Source organism: Streptomyces sp. NPDC051214 (assembly GCF_040682375.1).
In the GTDB taxonomy this organism is placed as follows: Bacteria; Actinomycetota; Actinomycetes; order Streptomycetales; family Streptomycetaceae; genus Streptomyces.
The window spans coordinates 528,354-547,202 of sequence record NZ_JBFBAT010000002.1 but is presented as its reverse complement, the minus strand read 5'-3'; the positions used below and the strand labels follow the sequence as shown (position 1 = coordinate 547,202).

Annotated in this window: 12 protein-coding genes; 5 read left to right on the top strand and 7 right to left on the bottom strand. The window is 70.0% G+C overall.

From position 1 onward, the window contains the following. Positions 1-61 precede the first annotated feature (61 nt). Both dnaJ and hrcA read right to left on the bottom strand, forming a co-directional pair. Positions 62-1,198, bottom strand: a complete 1,137-nt coding sequence (gene dnaJ, locus AB0M70_RS06810; protein ID WP_249589974.1) for a molecular chaperone DnaJ — start codon at positions 1,196-1,198, stop codon at positions 62-64. Further along, positions 1,199-2,215: a heat-inducible transcriptional repressor HrcA gene (gene hrcA, locus AB0M70_RS06805; protein ID WP_351160429.1), complete on the bottom strand. Its 1,017-nt coding sequence runs from the start codon at positions 2,213-2,215 to the stop codon at positions 1,199-1,201. 201 nt (positions 2,216-2,416) lie between these two features. Between hrcA and AB0M70_RS06800 the strand changes: the two genes are divergently transcribed. Continuing rightward, positions 2,417-3,160: an MBL fold metallo-hydrolase gene (locus AB0M70_RS06800; RefSeq protein ID WP_365817078.1), complete on the top strand. Its 744-nt coding sequence runs from the start codon at positions 2,417-2,419 to the stop codon at positions 3,158-3,160. A gap of 34 nt (positions 3,161-3,194) precedes the next feature. Then, complete coding sequence (locus AB0M70_RS06795; protein ID WP_365817075.1) at positions 3,195-4,013, top strand: DUF3097 domain-containing protein; 819 nt, start codon at positions 3,195-3,197, stop codon at positions 4,011-4,013. A gap of 584 nt (positions 4,014-4,597) precedes the next feature. Here AB0M70_RS06795 and hemW read toward each other — a convergent pair. Together hemW and AB0M70_RS06785 are read right to left on the bottom strand one after the other, a co-directional pair. Next, positions 4,598-5,830: a radical SAM family heme chaperone HemW gene (hemW, locus tag AB0M70_RS06790; RefSeq protein ID WP_365817073.1), complete on the bottom strand. Its 1,233-nt coding sequence runs from the start codon at positions 5,828-5,830 to the stop codon at positions 4,598-4,600. Positions 5,831-5,926: 96 nt separating this feature from the next. Beyond that, the gene (locus AB0M70_RS06785; protein ID WP_365817071.1) at positions 5,927-7,858 is read right to left on the bottom strand and encodes an ATP-binding SpoIIE family protein phosphatase; all 1,932 of its coding nucleotides are present in this window, start codon (positions 7,856-7,858) and stop codon (positions 5,927-5,929) included. A 270-nt stretch (positions 7,859-8,128) separates the two neighbouring features. Between AB0M70_RS06785 and AB0M70_RS06780 the strand changes: the two genes are divergently transcribed. Both AB0M70_RS06780 and AB0M70_RS06775 read left to right on the top strand, forming a co-directional pair. Then, a complete protein-coding gene (locus tag AB0M70_RS06780) occupies positions 8,129-12,226 on the top strand; it encodes a HAMP domain-containing protein (RefSeq protein ID WP_365817069.1) in 4,098 nt (1,365 codons plus the stop codon). 12 nt (positions 12,227-12,238) lie between these two features. Then, on the top strand, positions 12,239-12,826 hold the full coding sequence (locus tag AB0M70_RS06775; RefSeq protein WP_365817067.1) for a response regulator: 588 nt from the start codon (positions 12,239-12,241) through the stop codon (positions 12,824-12,826). Between the two features lie 44 nt (positions 12,827-12,870). Here AB0M70_RS06775 and AB0M70_RS06770 read toward each other — a convergent pair whose 3' ends face one another. Together AB0M70_RS06770 and lepA are read right to left on the bottom strand one after the other, a co-directional pair. Next, entirely contained in the window at positions 12,871-14,760 is a 1,890-nt protein-coding gene (locus AB0M70_RS06770) for an AMP-dependent synthetase/ligase (protein ID WP_365817065.1), read from the bottom strand. Between the two features lie 231 nt (positions 14,761-14,991). Further along, on the bottom strand, positions 14,992-16,863 hold the full coding sequence (gene lepA, locus AB0M70_RS06765; RefSeq protein ID WP_365817063.1) for a translation elongation factor 4: 1,872 nt from the start codon (positions 16,861-16,863) through the stop codon (positions 14,992-14,994). Between the two features lie 316 nt (positions 16,864-17,179). Here lepA and rpsT point away from each other — a divergent pair, with 316 nt between their 5' ends. After that, the gene (rpsT, locus tag AB0M70_RS06760) at positions 17,180-17,446 is read left to right on the top strand and encodes a 30S ribosomal protein S20 (RefSeq protein WP_135334171.1); all 267 of its coding nucleotides are present in this window, start codon (positions 17,180-17,182) and stop codon (positions 17,444-17,446) included. 348 nt (positions 17,447-17,794) lie between these two features. Here the strand turns inward: rpsT and holA are convergent, their stop codons facing one another. Continuing rightward, positions 17,795-18,781, bottom strand: coding sequence for a DNA polymerase III subunit delta (holA, locus tag AB0M70_RS06755; RefSeq protein ID WP_365817060.1), 987 nt, complete (start codon positions 18,779-18,781; stop codon positions 17,795-17,797). Positions 18,782-18,849: the final 68 nt, after the last annotated feature.

The following is an 18,849-nucleotide window of genomic DNA, read 5'->3' as shown; positions in this document are numbered from 1 at the left end:
CATGAAACAGCAGTGCTCCGGTGCCGGAGAGCGAACCCTCCGGCACCGGAGCACCAGAACCTCAGCGGCCGTTGAACGCGTCCTTGAGGCGGGAGAACAGGCCCTGCTGACCCGGCTGGAACTGCCCCGTGGGCCTCTCCTCGCCGCGCAGCTGCGCGAGCTCCCGCAGGACCCGCTCCTGCTCCGCGTCCAGCTTGCTCGGTGTGAGGACCTCGACGTGCACGATGAGGTCACCGCGACCGCCGCCCCGCAGGTGCGTGATGCCCCTGCCGTGCAGCGGCACCGACTGGCCGGACTGGGTGCCCGGCCGGATGTCGACCTCCTCCAGGCCGTCCAGCGTCTCCAGGGGCACCTTCGTGCCCAGAGCCGCGGCCGTCATGGGGATGGTGACCGTGCAGTGCAGATCGTCCCCGCGCCGCTGGAACACGGCGTGCGGCAGCTCGTGGATCTCCACGTACAGGTCGCCGGCGGGGCCACCGCCGGGGCCGACCTCGCCCTCGCCCGCGAGCTGGATCCGCGTGCCGTTGTCGACACCGGCGGGGATCTTCACGGTGAGCGTCCGCCGCGACCGGATGCGGCCGTCGCCGGCGCACTCGGGGCAGGGGGTGGGCACGACCGTGCCGAAGCCCTGACACTGCGGGCACGGCCGCGACGTCATGACCTGGCCGAGGAAGGACCGCGTGACCTGCGACACCTCGCCGCGACCGCGGCACATGTCACACGTCTGCGCGGACGTCCCCGGCGCGGCACCTTCACCGCTGCAGGTCGTACAGACGACCGCCGTGTCGACCTGTATGTCCTTGGTGGTCCCGAAGGCCGCCTCGTCCAGGTCGATCTCGAGCCGGATCATGGCGTCCTGGCCACGGCGCGTGCGCGACCGGGGGCCACGCTGCGACGCCGTGCCGAAGAACGCGTCCATGATGTCCGAGAAGTTGCCGAAGCCACCGGCCCCGAAACCGCCCGCACCGCCGCCGCCCGCCTGGGACAGCGGGTCACCGCCGAGGTCGTAGACCTGCTTCTTCTGCGGGTCCGACAACACCTCGTACGCGGCGTTGATCTCCTTGAAGCGCTCCTGAGTCTTCGGATCCGGATTGACGTCCGGGTGAAGCTCTCGCGCAAGCCTCCGGAAGGCCTTCTTGATCTCGTCCTGGGAAGCGTCGCGGCGCACGCCTAGTACGGCGTAGTAGTCCGTGGCCACTTACGACTCCGCCAGGATCTGTCCGACGTAACGTGCCACTGCGCGTACTGCTCCCATCGTTCCCGGATAGTCCATGCGGGTCGGGCCGACCACGCCGAGTTTGGCTACTGCCTCGCTGCCCGAACCGTAGCCGACGGAGACCACGGACGTAGAGCTGAGTCCCTCATGGGCGTTCTCGTGACCGATCCGTACGGTCATGCCCGAATCCGTGGCCTCGCCAAGCAACTTGAGCAGGACGACCTGCTCCTCAAGAGCCTCCAGGACGGGCCTGATGGTGAGGGGAAAGTCATGTCCGAAGCGGGTGAGATTGGCCGTTCCGCCGATCATCAGCCGCTCCTCGGTCTCCTCGACAAGAGTTTCGAGGAGTGTCGAGAGCACCGTCGCGACCGTGCCGCGGTCCTCCGCGTCGAAGGACTCCGTCATGTCCTGCACCAGCTGCGGCACGTCCGCGAAGCGACGGCCCGCGACCCTGCTGTTGAGCCGCGCCCGCAGGTCCGCGAGCGAGGTCTCGCCGAACGGGGCGGGACAGTCGATCATGCGCTGCTCGACCCGGCCCGTGTCCGTGATCAGTACGAGCATCAGACGGGCGGGAGCCAGCGAGAGCAGCTCCACGTGCCGCACCGTCGACCGCGTGAGGGACGGATACTGCACGACCGCGACCTGCCGGGTCAGCTGCGCGAGCAGCCGCACCGTGCGCGCCACGACGTCGTCGAGGTCGACGGCGCCGTCGAGGAAGTTCTGGATGGCCCTGCGCTCCGGCGCCGCCATCGGCTTGACGCCCGCGAGCCGGTCGACGAAGAGGCGGTACCCCTTGTCGGTCGGGATACGGCCCGCGCTGGTGTGAGGCTGGGCGATGAACCCTTCCTCCTCCAGCGCCGCCATGTCGTTGCGGACGGTGGCCGGCGAGACCCCGAGGCTGTGCCGCTCGGTGAGCGCCTTGGAGCCGACGGGCTCCTCGGTGCCGACGTAGTCATGGACGATGGCACGCAGCACCTCGAGCCTGCGTTCACTGAGCATCCGCGCAACACCTCCACCTTTTCGCCCTGGGGCCCGTCTGCCCCGCGGCCTTGCCTGGCACTCCCCGCAGGTGAGTGCCAGCCTGCACCGCGCCCAGTGTACGGCCGCGAGGTACGGGCCCGGCAAGGGCCGGACCCCATGTCGGTCCGACGGCCGGGGTGACGGCTGCCAAGCGGCCCGCGCGGGGCTAGCGTCGGCTTCATGGACGTGGCACTGGCTTGGGACGAGGCGGGTTGGGAGCGGCTCGCGCCGCACGTGGGACGCAGGCGCCTGCCGGTCTGGGACTGTACGGCGGGCCTGGTCGTCGGCGGCGAATCGGCGCTGATGATCGAGGCGGGCGCGACCCTGCGCGAGGGCGCGGAGCTGCGCAATCAGGCGCGCGGCATCCTCGGCGGGGGCCGCCGGGTCACCCATCTCGCCCTGACGCATCCGCACTTCGACCACGTGCTGGGCGCCGCGGCGTTCGCGGGGGTGGAGGTGTACGGCGCGGTCGGGCTCGACGCGCTGCTCACGAGGGGGCGCGACGAGCTGCGTGACGACGCCGTGCGGCAGGGGGTCGCCCCGGACGCGGCGGCGGAGGCGGCCGACCTGCTCGTCCGCCCGCGCCACGCGGTGTGCGGGGAGTGGACGCTGGACCTGGGGGGCGGGGTGCAGGTCCTGCTCGCGAACGTCGGCCCGGGTCATACGGGCCACGACCTTGCCGTCCTGATCCCCGGCACGGGTGACACTCCCGAGATCGTCTTCTGCGGCGACCTGGTCGAGGAGTCGGGCGAACCGCAGGCCGGCCCCGACGCGGTCCCGGCGCGGTGGCCGGCCGCGCTCGACCGGCTTCTGGACCTGGGCGGCGAGAACGCGCTGTACGTGCCGGGGCACGGCGCGGTGGTCGATGCGGCTTTTGTCCGCGCGCAACGCGCCACACTGGCGGCTCGCTTCGGCGTGTCGTAGCCGCTCGTACGCCGCTTCTCTTATCGTCATGCGAATGCGCCAGTACTCCGCAGACTTGACCCCGCCGTGGAAGAAGCCGAAGCCCGTGCCGGAGGTCGCCGCGGAGGCGGACCTCGTGGTGGAGGAGCTGAGCACCGGTTTCTGCGGGGCGGTGATCCGCTGCGAGAAGACGGCGGAGGGTCCGACGGTGACCCTGGAGGACCGCTTCGGCAAGCACCGCGTCTTTCCGATGACGCCGGGTGCCTTCGCTCTGGAGGGCCGGACGGTGACGCTGGTCCGCCCGTCCGCTGCCTCCACTCCGGTACGTGCCACGCGTACCGCGTCGGGTTCGGTGGCCGTGCCGGGGGCGCGGGCCCGGGTCGCCCGCGCCGGGCGGATCTACGTCGAGGGACGGCACGACGCGGAGCTCGTCGAGCGGGTGTGGGGCGACGACCTGCGGATCGAGGGCGTGGTCGTCGAATACCTGGAGGGCATCGACGATCTCCCGGGGATCGTCGAGGAGTTCTCCCCCGGGCCCGACGCGCGCCTGGGCGTCCTGGTGGACCACTTGGTGCCCGGCTCGAAGGAATCACGGATCGCGGCGCAGGTGAGTTCTCCTTCGGCCCTCGTGGTGGGGCACCCCTACATCGACGTGTGGGAGGCGGTGAAGCCGTCGTCGGTGGGGATCGCGGCGTGGCCCCGCGTCCCGCGCGGCCAGGACTGGAAGACGGGCGTCTGCGAAGCGCTGGGCTGGCCCCCCAACACGGGCGCCGCGTGGCAGCGGATCCTGGGCTCGGTGCGCAGCTACCGCGATCTTGAGCCTGCGCTGCTGGGACGCGTGGAGGAACTGATCGACTTCGTCACGGCGGAGTAGCGTACGGGGGCCTGCGGCGAGCTTCGGGCCCCTGGGCCTAGGCCCGCCGAACAGGCCCGCCGCTCCGCGACGGATCTCTCCCACCCACCCACCCGATCACCCCGCAGCCGCCCACCCAGCCCCCGGGACCCCACCGCAGCCACCTACAGGCCCGAACAAGCCCGCCGCTCCGCGACGGAACTTCCCCACCCACCCACCCGATCACCCCGCAGCCGCCCACCCAGCCCCCGGGACCCCACCGCAGCCGACTACAGGTCCGAACGGGCCCGCCGCTCCGCGGCGGATGTCTCCCACCCACCCACCCGTTCACCCCGCAGCTGCCCACCCAGCCCCCGGGGCCCCGCCGCAGCCGACTACAGGTCCGAACGGGCCCGCCGCTCCGCGGCGGATCTTCCCCGCCCACCCGCCCGATTGCCCCGCGGTTGCCCGCCCGGCCCCCGGCGCAGCCATCGGCACCCACCCACCCGGGTCAGGTGTTTTCAGCCCGTCCGGCGTTTGAGGACCGGGGTCTGGGGCGGAGCCCCAGTTTCGGGAAGGGGCGGGATTGGGGAAAGCCCCGCAGGGACCGCCCGAACCCCAGCCGATCAGTCCACCAGGTCCCGCACCACCGCATCCGCCAACAACCGCCCCCGCAGGGTAAGCACGGCCCGCCCCTCCTCGTAGGGCCCCGCCTCGAGGAGCCCATCCGCGAGGGCCCGCCCCGCGGCCCCAAGGCCGGCGGGGCGAAGGAGAGACAACGGACACCCCTCAAGCAGCCGCAGCTCCAGCAGAATCCGCTCCACCCGCCGATCCTCCTCGGCAAGAACCTCCCGCCCGGCCCCCGGCGAGCGCCCAGCGCTCAGCGCACCCGCGTAAGCCCCGGGATGCTTGACGTTCCACCACCGCACGCCCCCCACATGGCTGTGGGCCCCCGGCCCGGCCCCCCACCAGTCGGCCCCACGCCAGTACAACTCGTTGTGCAGGCACCGCCCGGCATCGGACGTGGCCCAGTTGGACACCTCGTACCAGGAGAATCCGGCGCCCCCGAGGACCTCGTCGGCGATGAGGTACCGGTCCGCGTGCACGTCGTCGTCCGTCATCGGCACCTCGCCGCGCCGGATCCGCCGGGCAAGCTGCGTGCCCTCCTCGACGATGAGGGCGTACGCGCTGACGTGGTCGGGCCCGGCGCCGATGGCCGCGTCGAGGGTGGCCCGCCAGTCGTCGTCGGTCTCGCCAGGGGTGCCGTAGATGAGGTCCAGGTTGACGTGTTCGAAGCCCGCCGCCCGCGCCTCCCCGACGCAGGCCTCGGGCCGGCCGGGGGTGTGCGTACGGTCGAGCACCTTCAGTACGTGCTGCTTGGCGCTCTGCATTCCGAAGGAGACGCGGTTGAAGCCCCCGGCCCGCAGCTCGCTGAGGTAGGCCGGGTCGACGGAGTCCGGATTCGCCTCGGTGGTGATCTCCGCGTCGTCCGCGAGCCCGAACTCGTCCCGCACCGCCCCCAGCATGCGGACGAGGTCGGCCGCGGCGAGCAGCGTCGGCGTACCGCCCCCGACGAAGACGGTCTGGACGGGGCGCGGGTCGTCCCCCAGCACCTTCCGTGCGAGCCGCACCTCGTCGATCAGGGTGTCCGCGTAGTTGTCGCGCGAGGCGAGCACACCGCCGGAGCCGCGCAGCTCGGTCGCGGTGTAGGTGTTGAAGTCGCAGTACCCGCAGCGCGTGGCGCAGTACGGGACGTGCAGGTAGAAGCCGAGCGGACGCGACCCCGCACCCGCGAGGGCGGACGCGGGCAGGGCCCCGTCCTCGGGCATGGGCTCACCATCGGGCAGTGCGGAAGGCATACCCCGATTGTCCCGCACCCCGAAGAGAACGAACGCCGCCACCGCCCCTCACCTACAGATCACCGCACCCGCAACACAAGCACCCCCACCCCCCCCTCACCGCGCCTGCAACACAAGCACCGCCAAATCGTCATCCGGCGGCCGCTCCGAGAATTCGTGCACCAAGCGCTTGATCCGTTCCGCCACCAAGCCCGCGTCGAGGCCCGCGCAGCCGGCGAGGGCCTCGGCGAGGCCGTCGCTGTCGTCGAACATTCGTTGGCCCGTGCGTCGCTCCGTCACCCCGTCCGTGACGCAGAGCAGCGTGTCGCCCGTGCGGAGCTCGAAGGTCTCGCTCTTGTACGTCGCGTCGTCGACGACCCCGAGCAGCAGCTGGGGCGTGGCCGCCGAGCGGACCGTCCCGTCCGGGGAGAGGAGGAGCGGCAGGGGGTGCCCCGCGCTGGCCACCGTGCAGCGGACGCCGCCGTCGTCCATGGGCACCAGCTCGCCGTAGAGGAGGGAGAGGAAGCGGGAGGTGGCCCCGTCGGGCGGCACGCCCTGGCCGCCCGCCACCGCGACCACCGCCGCGGCCGCGTCCGCCGCCTCCGTGGCGTCGTCGAGGAGGAGCTGGTTGAGACGGTCGAGCACCTCCGCGACCTCGTACCCCTCGCGGGCGAGCAGCCGCAGCCAGGGCCGGGCGAGGCCGATCACGACGGCGGCCTCGACGCCCTTGCCCTGGACGTCGCCGAGCGCGAAGCACCAGCGGCCCTTGCCCGCCTGGAACACGTCGTAGAAGTCGCCGCCCGGTCCGCCCTTGTCCCGCGGCTCGTACACGACGCCGCTGCTCACGCCGGGGATGTCCGCGACGGAGCTCGGCAGGAGCCCGCGCTGCAGGACCTGGCTGATGGTGGCCTGGCGCTGATAACGCCGCGCCGCGCTGATGGCCAGGGCGACGCGGCGGCTGAAGTCCTCGATGAGGCCGGTGACTTCGTCCGCGAAGCGCAGCATCCCGGCCCGCCCGATGATGAGCGTGCCCAGCACACGGCCGCCCGCCGTGAGGCGGTACGCCAGGGCCGTGCCGTTCGCGTCTCCCGCCGACGTCTCGCCGGGCCAGGGCACGGGGACGGCGCCGGAGCCCACCTCGTCGAGCAGCTGGGGCGGGTCCTTCTCCAGGCTGCGGCGCAGTTCCTCTATCCGCTGTTCGCTGGTGTGCCAGACGCGGGCGAGCCGGGAGCCCGTGCCCCCGCTCGCGGAGCCGCGCGGCGCGACCTCCGCCTCGTCGTCGAGCCAGACCGCGCACCAGTCCGCGAGCCGCGGCACGAGCAGCTGCCCGGCGAGCGCGGCCACCAGGTCCTCGTCGAACTGCCCGGCGAGCAGGTCGGAGGCCTCGGCGAGGAAGGTGAGCGCGCCCCGGTTGACCCACTCTGTGTCGTGCGTGATCCGTCTGGGCAGCGGCGCGAGGATCTCGGCGGTGCGCAGACCCCGCTGCGCGGCCTGTTCACTCGCGTACGACTCGATCTCCTGTCCCGCCTGTCCGGCCTGTACGTCGCCGACGGGGAGGCGGGCCCAGACGGCCTTGGTGCCGGTGCGGTAGGTGATGCCCCAGGAGTCGGAGAGGGTGGCGACGAGCTGGAGGCCGCGGCCGTACTCGGGCATGCCGGGCTGCTGGGGCGCGGGCTCGCTGCGGACCGCGCGGGCGGGGTGGTGGTCGGAGACCTCGATGACCAGGGTGTCGCAGTTCTCCCCCAGGCCTGCCTCGTCGAGCCTGCACACCAGCTCGACCGTCGTGCCGGCGTGCACGACGGCGTTCGTGACGAGCTCGCTGACCAGTAGTACGGCGTCGTCCGCGAGGCGGTCGGTGACGCCCGCGGCGGCGGGCACGGCGAGTTCGACCCAGTCGGCGAGCGCGGCCCGCACAAACCTTCGTGCGGCGGCGGGCGCCATCGGGTTTCCGGGCAGCGATGTGCACACCACCGCCGGCGGACCGGGCTGGTGCCCCGGCTGGGCGGGCGCACGGAAAGTGGTCTCCCGTTGCATCGGAATGGACCCCACGTTTCGGCTCCTGAGCAGTTCGGTCGAATACGCCTCAGGCGACACGGACAGAGTGACAGACTGGCCACGCCCATAAGCACCGAGTTACTGAAGTGGGCCGCTATGAGTGATAACAGTGCTATGCCCGCGCTCGGTTACGGTCGGATTCCGGCGCCGAAACCAGCTTCGACACCTCAGTCGCGCACCGGGAACGATCCGGACGCAGCAGTAGAAAACCTTTCGGAGACCGCCCCGGAAGCGGCGTCCGATCTGCGCAACCTCCTGGCCGCCATGCGGTCGGCGCGTGACGGGGACTTCACCAAGGTCACGGTGGGTGGCCACGGCGTGGTCGCCGAGCTGCACACGGTGTTCAACGAGATGCTCGACCGCTCCCTGCACTTCGACAGCGAGCTCACGCGCGTACGCCGGGAGATCATCCGGCACGGCCATCTCGACGAGCGGTTCACCGCGAGTCCGGGGCAGGGCAGCTGGGCCACGCGCGTGGCGGACGCCAACTCCCTGCTCGACTCCCTGGTCGCCCCGGCGGCCAACGCGACGCGCGTGCTGAACGCGGTCGCGGGCGGTGACCTCACCCAGCGCGTGGATCTGCACGACGGCTCCCGTGAGCTGCGGGGAGACCTGCGGCGTCTGGGCCGCGCGGTGAACACGATGGTCGACCAGCTGTCGCTCTTCACGGGCGAGGTCACCCGGGTCGCGCGTGAGGTCGGCACGGAGGGGCGGCTCGGCGGGCGCGCCAAGGTGCGTGGCCTCTCGGGCAGTTGGCGTGACGTGACGGAGGCCGTCAACACGATGGCCTCCCGGCTCACCGCCCAGGTGCGCGACATCGCCCTGGTGACGACGGCGGTGGCGCAGGGCGACCTGACGCGGACGGTCACGGTCGAGGCGACGGGTGAGCTGCTCGAACTGAAGCTCACCGTCAACACGATGGTGGAGCAGCTCTCCGCGTTCGCGGCCGAGGTGACCCGAGTGGCCCGCGAGGTCGGCACCGAGGGTCAGTTGGGCGGCCGGGCGCAGGCCCGTGGCGTCTCGGGGGTCTGGAAGGACCTCACGGACAACGTCAACTTCATGGCGTCCAACCTCACCTCTCAGGTGCGCAACATCGCCCAGGTCACCACGGCCGTCGCCAACGGCGACCTGAGCCAGAAGATCACCGTCGACGCCCGGGGCGAGATCCTGGAGCTGAAGTCGACGGTCAACACGATGGTCGATCAGCTCTCCGCGTTCGCCGACGAGGTCACGCGTGTGGCCCGCGAGGTCGGCACGGAGGGCAACCTGGGCGGTCGCGCTCAGGTGCGCGGCGTGTCCGGGGTCTGGAAGGACCTCACGGACAACGTCAACTTCATGGCCGACAACCTCACCTCTCAGGTGCGCAACATCGCTCTGGTGTCGACGGCCGTCGCCCAGGGAGACCTCGGCAAGAAGATCACGGTCGAGGCGAAGGGCGAGATCCTCGAACTGAAGTCGACCATCAACACGATGGTGGACCAGCTCTCCGCGTTCGCCGACGAGGTCACGCGTGTGGCCCGCGAGGTCGGCACCGAGGGCAACCTGGGCGGCCAGGCCCAGGTGCGCGGCGTGTCCGGGGTCTGGAAGGACCTCACGGACAACGTCAACTTCATGGCGCTGAACCTCACCTCTCAGGTGCGCAACATCGCCCAGGTCACCACGGCCGTCGCCAACGGCGACCTGTCCAAGATGATCACGGTGACGGCGCGCGGCGAGATCCTGGAGCTGAAGGACACCGTCAACACGATGGTGGAGCAGCTGCGTGCCTTCGCGGACGAGGTGACCCGCGTGGCCCGCGAGGTCGGCACGGACGGCCGGCTCGGCGGGCGCGCCCAGGTGCTCGGCGTGTCGGGCGTGTGGAAGGACCTCACCGACAACGTCAACTACATGGCCGACAACCTCACAGGTCAGGTCCGCAACATCGCGCAGGTCGCGACGGCGGTGGCCCAGGGCGACCTCTCCAAGAAGATCGACGTGGACGCCCGCGGCGAGATCCTGGAGCTGAAGACCACCATCAACACCATGGTGGACACGCTGTCCTCCTTCTCCTCCGAGGTCACCCGCGTGGCCCGCGAGGTCGGCTCCGAGGGCCAACTGGGCGGCCAGGCACGGGTCGAGGGCGTCTACGGCACATGGAAGCGCCTGACGACGAACGTGAACGAACTCGCCCTGAACCTCACCACCCAGGTCCGCGCGATCGCCGAGGTGGCGTCGGCCGTGGCGCAGGGTGACATGACGCGGTCCATCACCGTCGAGACCCGCGGCGAGGTCTCCGAGCTCAAGAACAACATCAACGTCATGGTCTCCAACCTCCGCGAGACCACCCGCGCCAAGGACTGGCTGGAGTCGAACCTGGCCCGTCTGGCGGGTCTGATGCAGGGCCACCGTGACCTGATGGAGGTCGCGGACCTGATCCTGCGCGAGCTGACCCCGCTGGTGAACGCGCAGTACGGCGCCTTCTTCCTGGCCGACCCGGAGGCCGGGGACGCCACGACGCTGCAGACTCCCCCGGTCAAGGGGCTCGCCTTCATCGCCGGGTACGGCTCCGCGCAGGGCTCGGTCGTCGACACGGGCGCGATGCCCGCGCACGGCCTGGTGCGGCAGGCGGCCCTGGAGAAGAAGCGGATCCTCGTGGACGAGGTGCCGCCCGACTACATCAAGATCACCTCGGGGCTCGGGGACGCCGCCCCGGCCAGCCTGGTGATCATCCCGATCCTCTTCGAGGACAAGCTGCTCGGCGTCATCGAGCTGGCCACGTTCTCCCGCTTCTCGGACGTGCACCTGGCGTTCTTCGACCAGTTCGTGAGCACCATCGGCGTCGCGATCAACACCATCATCGCCAACTCCCGTACGGAATCACTGCTCAGCGAGTCCCAGCGGCTCGCCACGCAGCTCCAGGACCGCTCGGACGAACTCCAGCTCCAACAGGCGGAGTTGCAGCGCTCGAACGCGGAACTGGAGGAGAAGGCGGCGCTCCTCGCCACGTCGTCGCAGTACAAGTCGGAGTTCCTCGCGAACATGTCGCACGAGCTGCGCACCCCGCTGAACTCCCTGCTCATCCTGGCCCGGCTGCTCTCCGACAACCCGGACAGTCATCTCTCCGACCAGGAAGTGCAGTTCGCGACCACGATCCACCGCTCGGGCTCCGACCTCCTGCAGCTCATCAACGACATCCTGGACCTGTCGAAGATCGAGGCGGGCCGGATGGACGTACGGCCCAAGAAGCTCCCCCTCATCAAGGTCCTCGACTACGTCCACGCGACGTTCCGCCCCCTCACCCTGGACCGCGGTCTCGCCTTCGAGGTGTCGGTCGGCGAGGACGTGCCGCGCGAGATGTTCTCCGACGAGCAGCGGCTCCAGCAGATCCTGCGCAACCTCCTGTCGAACGCGGTCAAGTTCACCGCGAGCGGCCGGGTCGAGCTGCGCGTCAGCCGCGTCAAGAACACCGGGGACCGGCGGCTCCACGACGGCGGCGACCGCCTCTGCTTCGCCGTCACGGACACCGGCATCGGCATCCCCGCCGATCAGCTCCCGGCCATCTTCGAGGCGTTCCAGCAGGCCGACGGCACCACCAACCGCAAGTACGGCGGCACCGGCCTCGGTCTCTCCATCAGCCGCGAGATCGCCGGCCTCCTCGGCGGCCGCATCACCGCGGAGAGCAGCCCGGGGCAGGGCTCCACGTTCTCGCTCTACGTCCCCGTGGTGCATCCCGGCCACGGCCCGGCGGCGGCGGCGTACGCGGCGACCAGGTCGCTGACCACGCCGGAGCCGCAGGAGGAGCGGGTCACCATGTCCCCGCACACCTTCCACGAACAGAACGACAGCTGGCCGACGCCGACGAAGCTGGAGGAGTACCGCGAGGGACCCGCGGGCCGCATACTGCGTGGTCGCCGCGTCCTGATCGTGGACGACGACATCCGCAACGTCTTCGCGCTCACCCATGTGCTGAGCCGCGTCGGCATGCCGGTCCTCTACGCGGAGAACGGCCGCGAAGGAATCGAGACCCTGGAGCGCAACCCCGACACCGACCTCATCCTGATGGACATCATGATGCCGGAGATGGACGGCTACGAGACCATCGCCGCGATCCGCCGCACCCCACGCTGGACCGGCCTTCCGATCATCGCGCTGACCGCCAAGGCGATGCCCGGCGACCGCGAGAAGGCCATCGAGCAGGGCGCCAACGACTACGTACCCAAACCCGTGGATGTGGACCAGTTGCTCACCGTCGCCTGCGCGCTCCTGGCACCCGAGAGCGCGGACAGCACCGGGCCGGACACCCCCACCACCACAGAAACGACCGTCGCACCGGAACCGGCAGGCGCTCATGGGGAGGCCGCTGTTCCGCCGACGATCGAGTGAGGCACTGTCACCATGAGCACAGAGGTCCTGACCGACAACCGCGCGAGCATCCTCCTGGTCGACGACATGGAGGACAACCTGATGGCGCTCGAAGCCGTCCTGGGTTCACTGAACGAACCACTGGTACGCGCCCGTTCGGGCGAGGAAGCGATGAAGGCCCTACTGCGCCAACGTTTCGCCGTGATCCTCCTCGACGTCCGCATGCCGGGGATGGACGGCTTCGAGACCGCGTCGAACATCAAACGGCTCGACCAGACCAAGGACGTGCCCATCATCTTCCTGACGGGCACCGACAACGACGCGGGCTACGCCTTCAGGGGTTACGCGACGGGTGCCGCGGACTACCTCACCAAGCCGTTCGACCCCTGGGTGCTGCGGGCCAAGGTCACCGTCTTCCTCGAACTGCACCGCAAGAACCAGCAGTTGGAGAAGATCCTGGCCCGCGAGCAGCAGCAGTTCGACGAGCTCGCGGCCCGCCTCTCGGCCATCGAGACGCACATGGCGGCCAGCAGCCTGGGGGACATCCTCGAGCTGCGCCACCACGTGACGCACATGGAGGAGCTGGTGAAGGAGATGCGGCGCGGGCGGGGCGGCGGCTGACCCGAGAGTCGCGCACCACCCCGCCCGCGTACGGGAACCGGGGCTCAGGCCTCGCGTGAACCCGCGTACATCTCGTCGATCAGGTGCTGGTACTCGCGCTCGACGACGGGGCGCTTCAGCTTGAGGCTGGGCGTCAGTTCGCCGTGCTCGATGTCCAGGTCGCGGGGCAGCAGCTTGAACTTCTTGACGGTCTGCCAGCGCTGGAGGCCTTCGTTGAGCTCCTTCACATAGCCCTCGACCAGGGCGACCGTCGCCGGGGCCGCGACCACGTCGGCGTAGCTCTTGCCGTCCAGGCCGTTGTCCTTGGCCCAGGCCAGGATGGACGGCTCGTCGAGCGCGATCAGAGCGGTGCAGAAGTTCTTGTCGGCGCCGTGCACCAGGATGTTGGAGACGTACGGGCAGACGGCCTTGAACTGGCCCTCGACCTCGGCGGGCGCGATGTACTTGCCGCCGGAGGTCTTGATCAGGTCCTTCTTGCGGTCGGTGATCTTCAGATAGCCGTCGGCGGACAGCTCGCCGATGTCGCCGGTGTGGAACCAGCCGTCGGACTCCAGGACCTCGGCCGTCTTCTCGGGGAGGCCGTGATAGCCCTCCATGATGCCGGGGCCGCGCAGCAGGATCTCGCCGTCGTCGGCGATCCGGACCTCGGTGCCGGGCAGGGGCTTGCCGACGGTGCCGGTGCGGTAGGCCTCGCCGGGGTTGACGAAGGAGGCCGCCGAGGACTCCGTCAGGCCGTAGCCCTCCAGGATGTGGATGCCCGCGCCGGCGAAGAAGTAGCCGATCTCGGGGGCGAGCGCGGCCGACCCGGAGACGGCGGCGCGCAGGCGTCCGCCGAAGGCGTCGCGCAGCTTGGAGTAGACGAGCGCGTCGGCGACCTTGTGCTTGGCGCCGAGGCCGAAGGGCACGGAGGCGTTGCCGGTCCTGCGGAAGTTGTCCTGGCTGACCTTCGCGTACTCGCGGGAGACCTCGGCGGCCCACAGGAAGATCTTGTACTTGGCGCCGCCGCCGGCCCGTGCCTTGGCCGCGACCCCGTTGTAGACCTTCTCGAAGATGCGCGGCACGGCGGCCATGTACGTGGGCTGCACCACCGGCAGGTTCTCGATGATCTTGTCGACGCGGCCGTCGACCGCGGTGACGTGCCCGAGCTCGATCTGGCCGGAGGTCAGCACCTTGCCGAAGACGTGTGCGAGCGGCAGCCACAGGTACTGCACGTCGTCCGGGCCGAGCAGCCCGGTCGCCGCGATGGCCTTGGCCATGTACGACCAGTTGTCCTGCGGCAGGCGCACGCCCTTGGGCTTACCGGTGGTGCCGGAGGTGTAGATGATCGTGGCGAGCTGGTCCTTGGTGATGGCGGCGATCCGCTCCTTGACCGCCTCCGGGTTCTTCTCCATATGGGCGGCGCCGCGCGCCTCCAGGTCGGCGAGGGTGAGCACCCAGCCCTCGGGGTCGCCTTCGGCGGGCCCCGCGTCCTCGGCGTCGATCACCACGACGTGCCGCAGATCGGGCAGCTCGGCCCGCTTCTCGCGCGCCTTGGCGAGCTGCTCGGCGTTCTCCGCGATCAGGACCCGGCTGTCGGAGTCGGCCAGGATGTAGGTGGACTCCTCGGCGTTGGTCTGCGGATACACCGTGGTGGTGGCCGCGCCCGCGCAGAGGATGCCGAGGTCGGCGAGGATCCACTCGACCCGCGTGGACGAGGCGAGCGCCACCCGGTCCTCGGGCGCGAGGCCGAGCTCGATCAGACCGGCCGCGATGGCGTAGACGCGCTCGGCGGCCTGTCCCCAGCTCAGCGACTTCCAGTCGTCGGGGCCCTCGCCGGACGCGGCGGGCACCGGGTAGCGGTAGGCCTCCGCGTCGGGCGTGGCCGCCACGCGCTCCAGGAAGAGTTGGGCCACGGACGGCGGACGGTTCTCGATCAAGGTCTGTGTGTCGCTCACGACATCCTCCGGACCCGCGACTATGCGGCGACTGGCTGGCGGCTGCTGGTCTTGTTTAACTTGCGAGTAACCTACGAGCAGTGATCAGAGTAGAGCGCCGAAGCCCGGTGCGTAAGGGGCTTCTGCCTGTCACTTCCTACAAGAACGGGTCCGCCGCGCAAGAGCGCGACGGACCCGCTGAGATGCCTGTGTGACGCCCGTGCCGGACGGGACGGCGGCCGAGGCGTGCGACTACTTCTTCGCCTTGCCGGGACCGCTGTCGTCACTGGAGAGCACCGCGATGAAGGCTTCCTGCGGCACCTCGACGGAGCCGACCATCTTCATGCGCTTCTTGCCCTCCTTCTGCTTCTCCAGGAGCTTGCGCTTACGGGAGATGTCACCGCCGTAACACTTGGCGAGGACGTCCTTGCGGATGGCGCGGATGGTCTCGCGGGCGATGACCCGGGAGCCGATCGCGGCCTGGACGGGCACCTCGAAGGCCTGGCGCGGGATGAGCTCGCGCAGCTTGGCCACCAGGCGCACGCCGTACGCGTACGCGGCGTCCTTGTGGGTGACGGCGGAGAACGCGTCGACCTTGTCGCCGTGCAGCAGGATGTCGACCTTGACGAGCTGCGCGGACTGCTCGCCCGTGGGCTCGTAGTCCAGCGAGGCGTAACCCCGCGTCTTGGACTTCAGCTGGTCGAAGAAGTCGAAGACGATCTCGGCGAGCGGCAGCGTGTAGCGGATCTCCACGCGGTCCTCGGAGAGGTAGTCCATGCCGAGCAGGACACCGCGCCGGTTCTGGCACAGCTCCATGATCGAGCCGATGAACTCGCTCGGGGCGAGGATCGTGGCGCGTACGACGGGCTCGTACACCTCGTCGATCTTGCCCTCGGGGAATTCGCTCGGGTTGGTGACGGTGTGCTCGGTGCCGTCCTCCATGATCACGCGGTAGACCACGTTCGGAGCGGTGGCGATGAGGTCGAGTCCGAACTCGCGCTCGAGCCGCTCACGGATCACGTCGAGGTGGAGGAGTCCCAGGAAACCGACGCGGAAGCCGAAGCCGAGGGCGGCGGACGTCTCGGGCTCATAGACCAGCGCGGCGTCGTTGAGCTGCAGCTTGTCCAGGGCCTCGCGCAGGTCCGGGTACTCCGAGCCGTCCAGCGGATACAGACCCGAGAAGACCATCGGCTTCGGGTCCTTGTAACCGCCGAGGGCCTCGGTGGCGCCCTTGTGCAGGGAGGTGATCGTGTCACCGACCTTGGACTGACGGACGTCCTTCACGCCGGTGATGATGTAGCCCACCTCGCCGACGCCGATGCCGTCGGCCGGGGTCATCTCGGGGGACGACACACCGATCTCGAGCAACTCGTGCGTGGCTCCGGTGGACATCATCCGGATGCGCTCACGCTTGTTGAGCTGGCCGTCGACCACACGGACGTACGTCACGACGCCGCGGTACGAGTCGTACACCGAGTCGAAGATCATCGCGCGCGCGGGGGCGTCGGCGACACCGACCGGCGGCGGGACCTCGGCGACGACCTTGTCCAGGAGCGCCTCGACGCCCATGCCGGTCTTCGCGGAGACCTTCAGCACGTCCTCCGGGTCACAACCGATGAGGTTGGCGAGCTCCTCGGAGAACTTCTCCGGCTGGGCGGCCGGCAGGTCGATCTTGTTGAGCACCGGGACGATCTTGAGGTCGTTCTCCATCGCCAGGTAGAGGTTGGCGAGAGTCTGAGCCTCGATGCCCTGCGCCGCGTCGACCAGGAGGATCGTGCCCTCACAGGCCGCCAGCGAGCGCGACACCTCGTACGTGAAGTCCACGTGCCCCGGGGTGTCGATCATGTTGAGAACGTGCGTACTGCCCTTCTCGGGCCCCTCCGTGGGGGCCCAGGGCAGACGCACCGCCTGGGACTTGATCGTGATGCCGCGCTCGCGCTCGATGTCCATGCGGTCGAGGTACTGAGCGCGCATCTGGCGCTGGTCGACCACGCCGGTCAGCTGGAGCATCCGGTCGGCGAGCGTGGACTTGCCGTGGTCGATGTGCGCGATGATGCAGAAATTACGGATCAGAGCCGGGTCGGTACGGCTCGGCTCGGGCACATTTTTAGGGGTCGCGGGCACGCAGGGTCCTGTCTCTTGAGGCGCCTGTCGCCTCGGGTCGGATCTATACGTAGGTTCCATGGTCCCATGGGTGAGGCACTGGACCCGGTGTGGGCCGGTCGGGGCGGGAGCGGGGCCCGGAATATGGCCCGTCGAGGTGGGGGCCAGGGCCCGGATCGGGCCGGTTGAGATGGGGAGCGGGGCCCGGATTGGGTCGGTCGGGGAGCGGCTGGTAATCTGGGCAGCTGTGTCTCCTGGCCCTCTCAGCTTTGAGGCACGTGTCAAAGAAACTCATCTGCAGTACCTCTGCAGTACCTGAACCTGAAAAGGCTCTTTCGTGGCGAACATCAAGTCCCAGATCAAGCGGATCAAGACCAACGAGAAGGCGCGTCAGCGCAACAAGGCGGTCAAGTCTTCGCTGAAGACCGCGATCCGCAAGGCCCGCGAGGCCGTTGCCGCCGGCGACACCCAGAAGGCCGTCGAGGCGACGCGTGAGGCTTCGCGTCAGCTCGACAAGGCTGTCTCGAAGGGTGTCATCCACAAGAACCAGGCCGCCAACAAGAAGTCGGCGCTTGCTTCGAAGGTTGCGACCCTCCAGGGCTGAACCCTTTGCCCCGGTCCGCCGGGGCGCTGATCAATCCTCCCGCGAGGGTAATTCGAGCCCTCTACCTCGATTCGCGGACAGACCACGCAGTACGCCACGCTGCGACGATGCCCCCGGCCCACTCCGGGGGCATTGCTGTGTCCGGGGGCGGGAACGCGCCCCGTCAGGGGCGCGGGGAACTGCGCGAGCAACCACAGGCGACCTGCGGACGACAGACGGCGGAGGCGGCAGTTAGGGGCGCGGGGAACTGCGCGACCAGCCACGACGCACGCGCGGCTGCAAAACGGCGGGACGCTACTTCAGGGGCGCGGGGAACTGCGCGAAAAACCAAAGCCGCCCCGCACGGGACTACCCCCGCCGAGACCTAGCCGCACGAGCAATCGCGACAACGGCCTTCTCAAGGGCGTACTCGGGATCATCCCCCCCACCCTTCACCCCCGCATCAGCCTCCGCACAGGCCCGCAAAGCCACCGCCACCCCGTCGGGAGACCACCCCCGCATCTGCTGCCGCACCCGATCAATCTTCCACGGCGGCATCCCCAGCTCACGAGCAAGATCCGCCGGCCGCCCGCCCCTCGCAGAGGACAGCTTCCCGATCGCCCGCACCGCCTGCGCCAACGCACTGGTGATCAGCACGGGAGCGACCCCGGTGGACAGGGACCACCGCAACGCCTCGAGCGCCTCCGCGGCCCGCCCCTCCACCGCCCGGTCGGCCACGGTGAAACTGGAGGCCTCGGCCCGCCCCGTGTAGTAGCGGCCGACGACGGCCTCGTCGATCGTGCCCTCGACGTCGGCCACCAGCTGGGACACCGCCGAAGCGAGCTCCCGCAGATCGCTGCCGATCGAGTCGACCAGGGCCTGGCACGCCTCGGGCGTGGCCGAACGCCCCAGCGCGCGGAACTCGCTCCGTACGAACGACAGCCGGTCCGCGGCCTTCGTCATCTTGGGACAGGCGACCTCGCGGGCCCCGGCCTTGCGCGCCGCGTCGAGCAGCGCCTTGCCCTTGGCGCCGCCGGCATGCAGCAGCACGAGGGTGATCTCCTCGGCGGGCGACGCGAGATACGCCTTCACGTCCTTGACCGTGTCGGCCGACAGATCCTGCGCGTTGCGTACGACGACGACCTTGCGCTCGGCGAAGAGCGAGGGACTGGTCAGCTCGGCGAGCGTGCCGGGCTGCAGCTGGTCGGAGGTGAGGTCGCGTACGTCCGTGTCGGCGTCCGCGGCGCGCGCGGCCGCGACCACCTGCTGCACGGCGCGGTCGAGGAGGAGGTCCTCCTGGCCCACGGCGAGCGTGAGAGGAGCGAGCGGGTCGGCGGTTTCTGTCTTCCTGGCCATCGCGGTAAAGCATCCCACGCGGCACTGACAGCCTGCCCCGCCAGCCGGTTCCCGACCGCCTCCCCCCC

Coding starts and splice junctions, on each gene's coding strand:
- hemW (WP_365817073.1), bottom strand. CDS start 5,830: ATGCCTTCCGCACTGCCCGATGGTGAGCCCATGCCCGAGGACGGGGCC.
- hrcA (WP_351160429.1), bottom strand. CDS start 2,215: ATGCTCAGTGAACGCAGGCTCGAGGTGCTGCGTGCCATCGTCCATGAC.
- AB0M70_RS06780 (WP_365817069.1), top strand. CDS start 8,129: ATGCGGTCGGCGCGTGACGGGGACTTCACCAAGGTCACGGTGGGTGGC.
- AB0M70_RS06800 (WP_365817078.1), top strand. CDS start 2,417: ATGGACGTGGCACTGGCTTGGGACGAGGCGGGTTGGGAGCGGCTCGCG.
- holA (WP_365817060.1), bottom strand. CDS start 18,781: ATGGCCAGGAAGACAGAAACCGCCGACCCGCTCGCTCCTCTCACGCTC.
- AB0M70_RS06795 (WP_365817075.1), top strand. CDS start 3,195: ATGCGCCAGTACTCCGCAGACTTGACCCCGCCGTGGAAGAAGCCGAAG.
- AB0M70_RS06775 (WP_365817067.1), top strand. CDS start 12,239: ATGAGCACAGAGGTCCTGACCGACAACCGCGCGAGCATCCTCCTGGTC.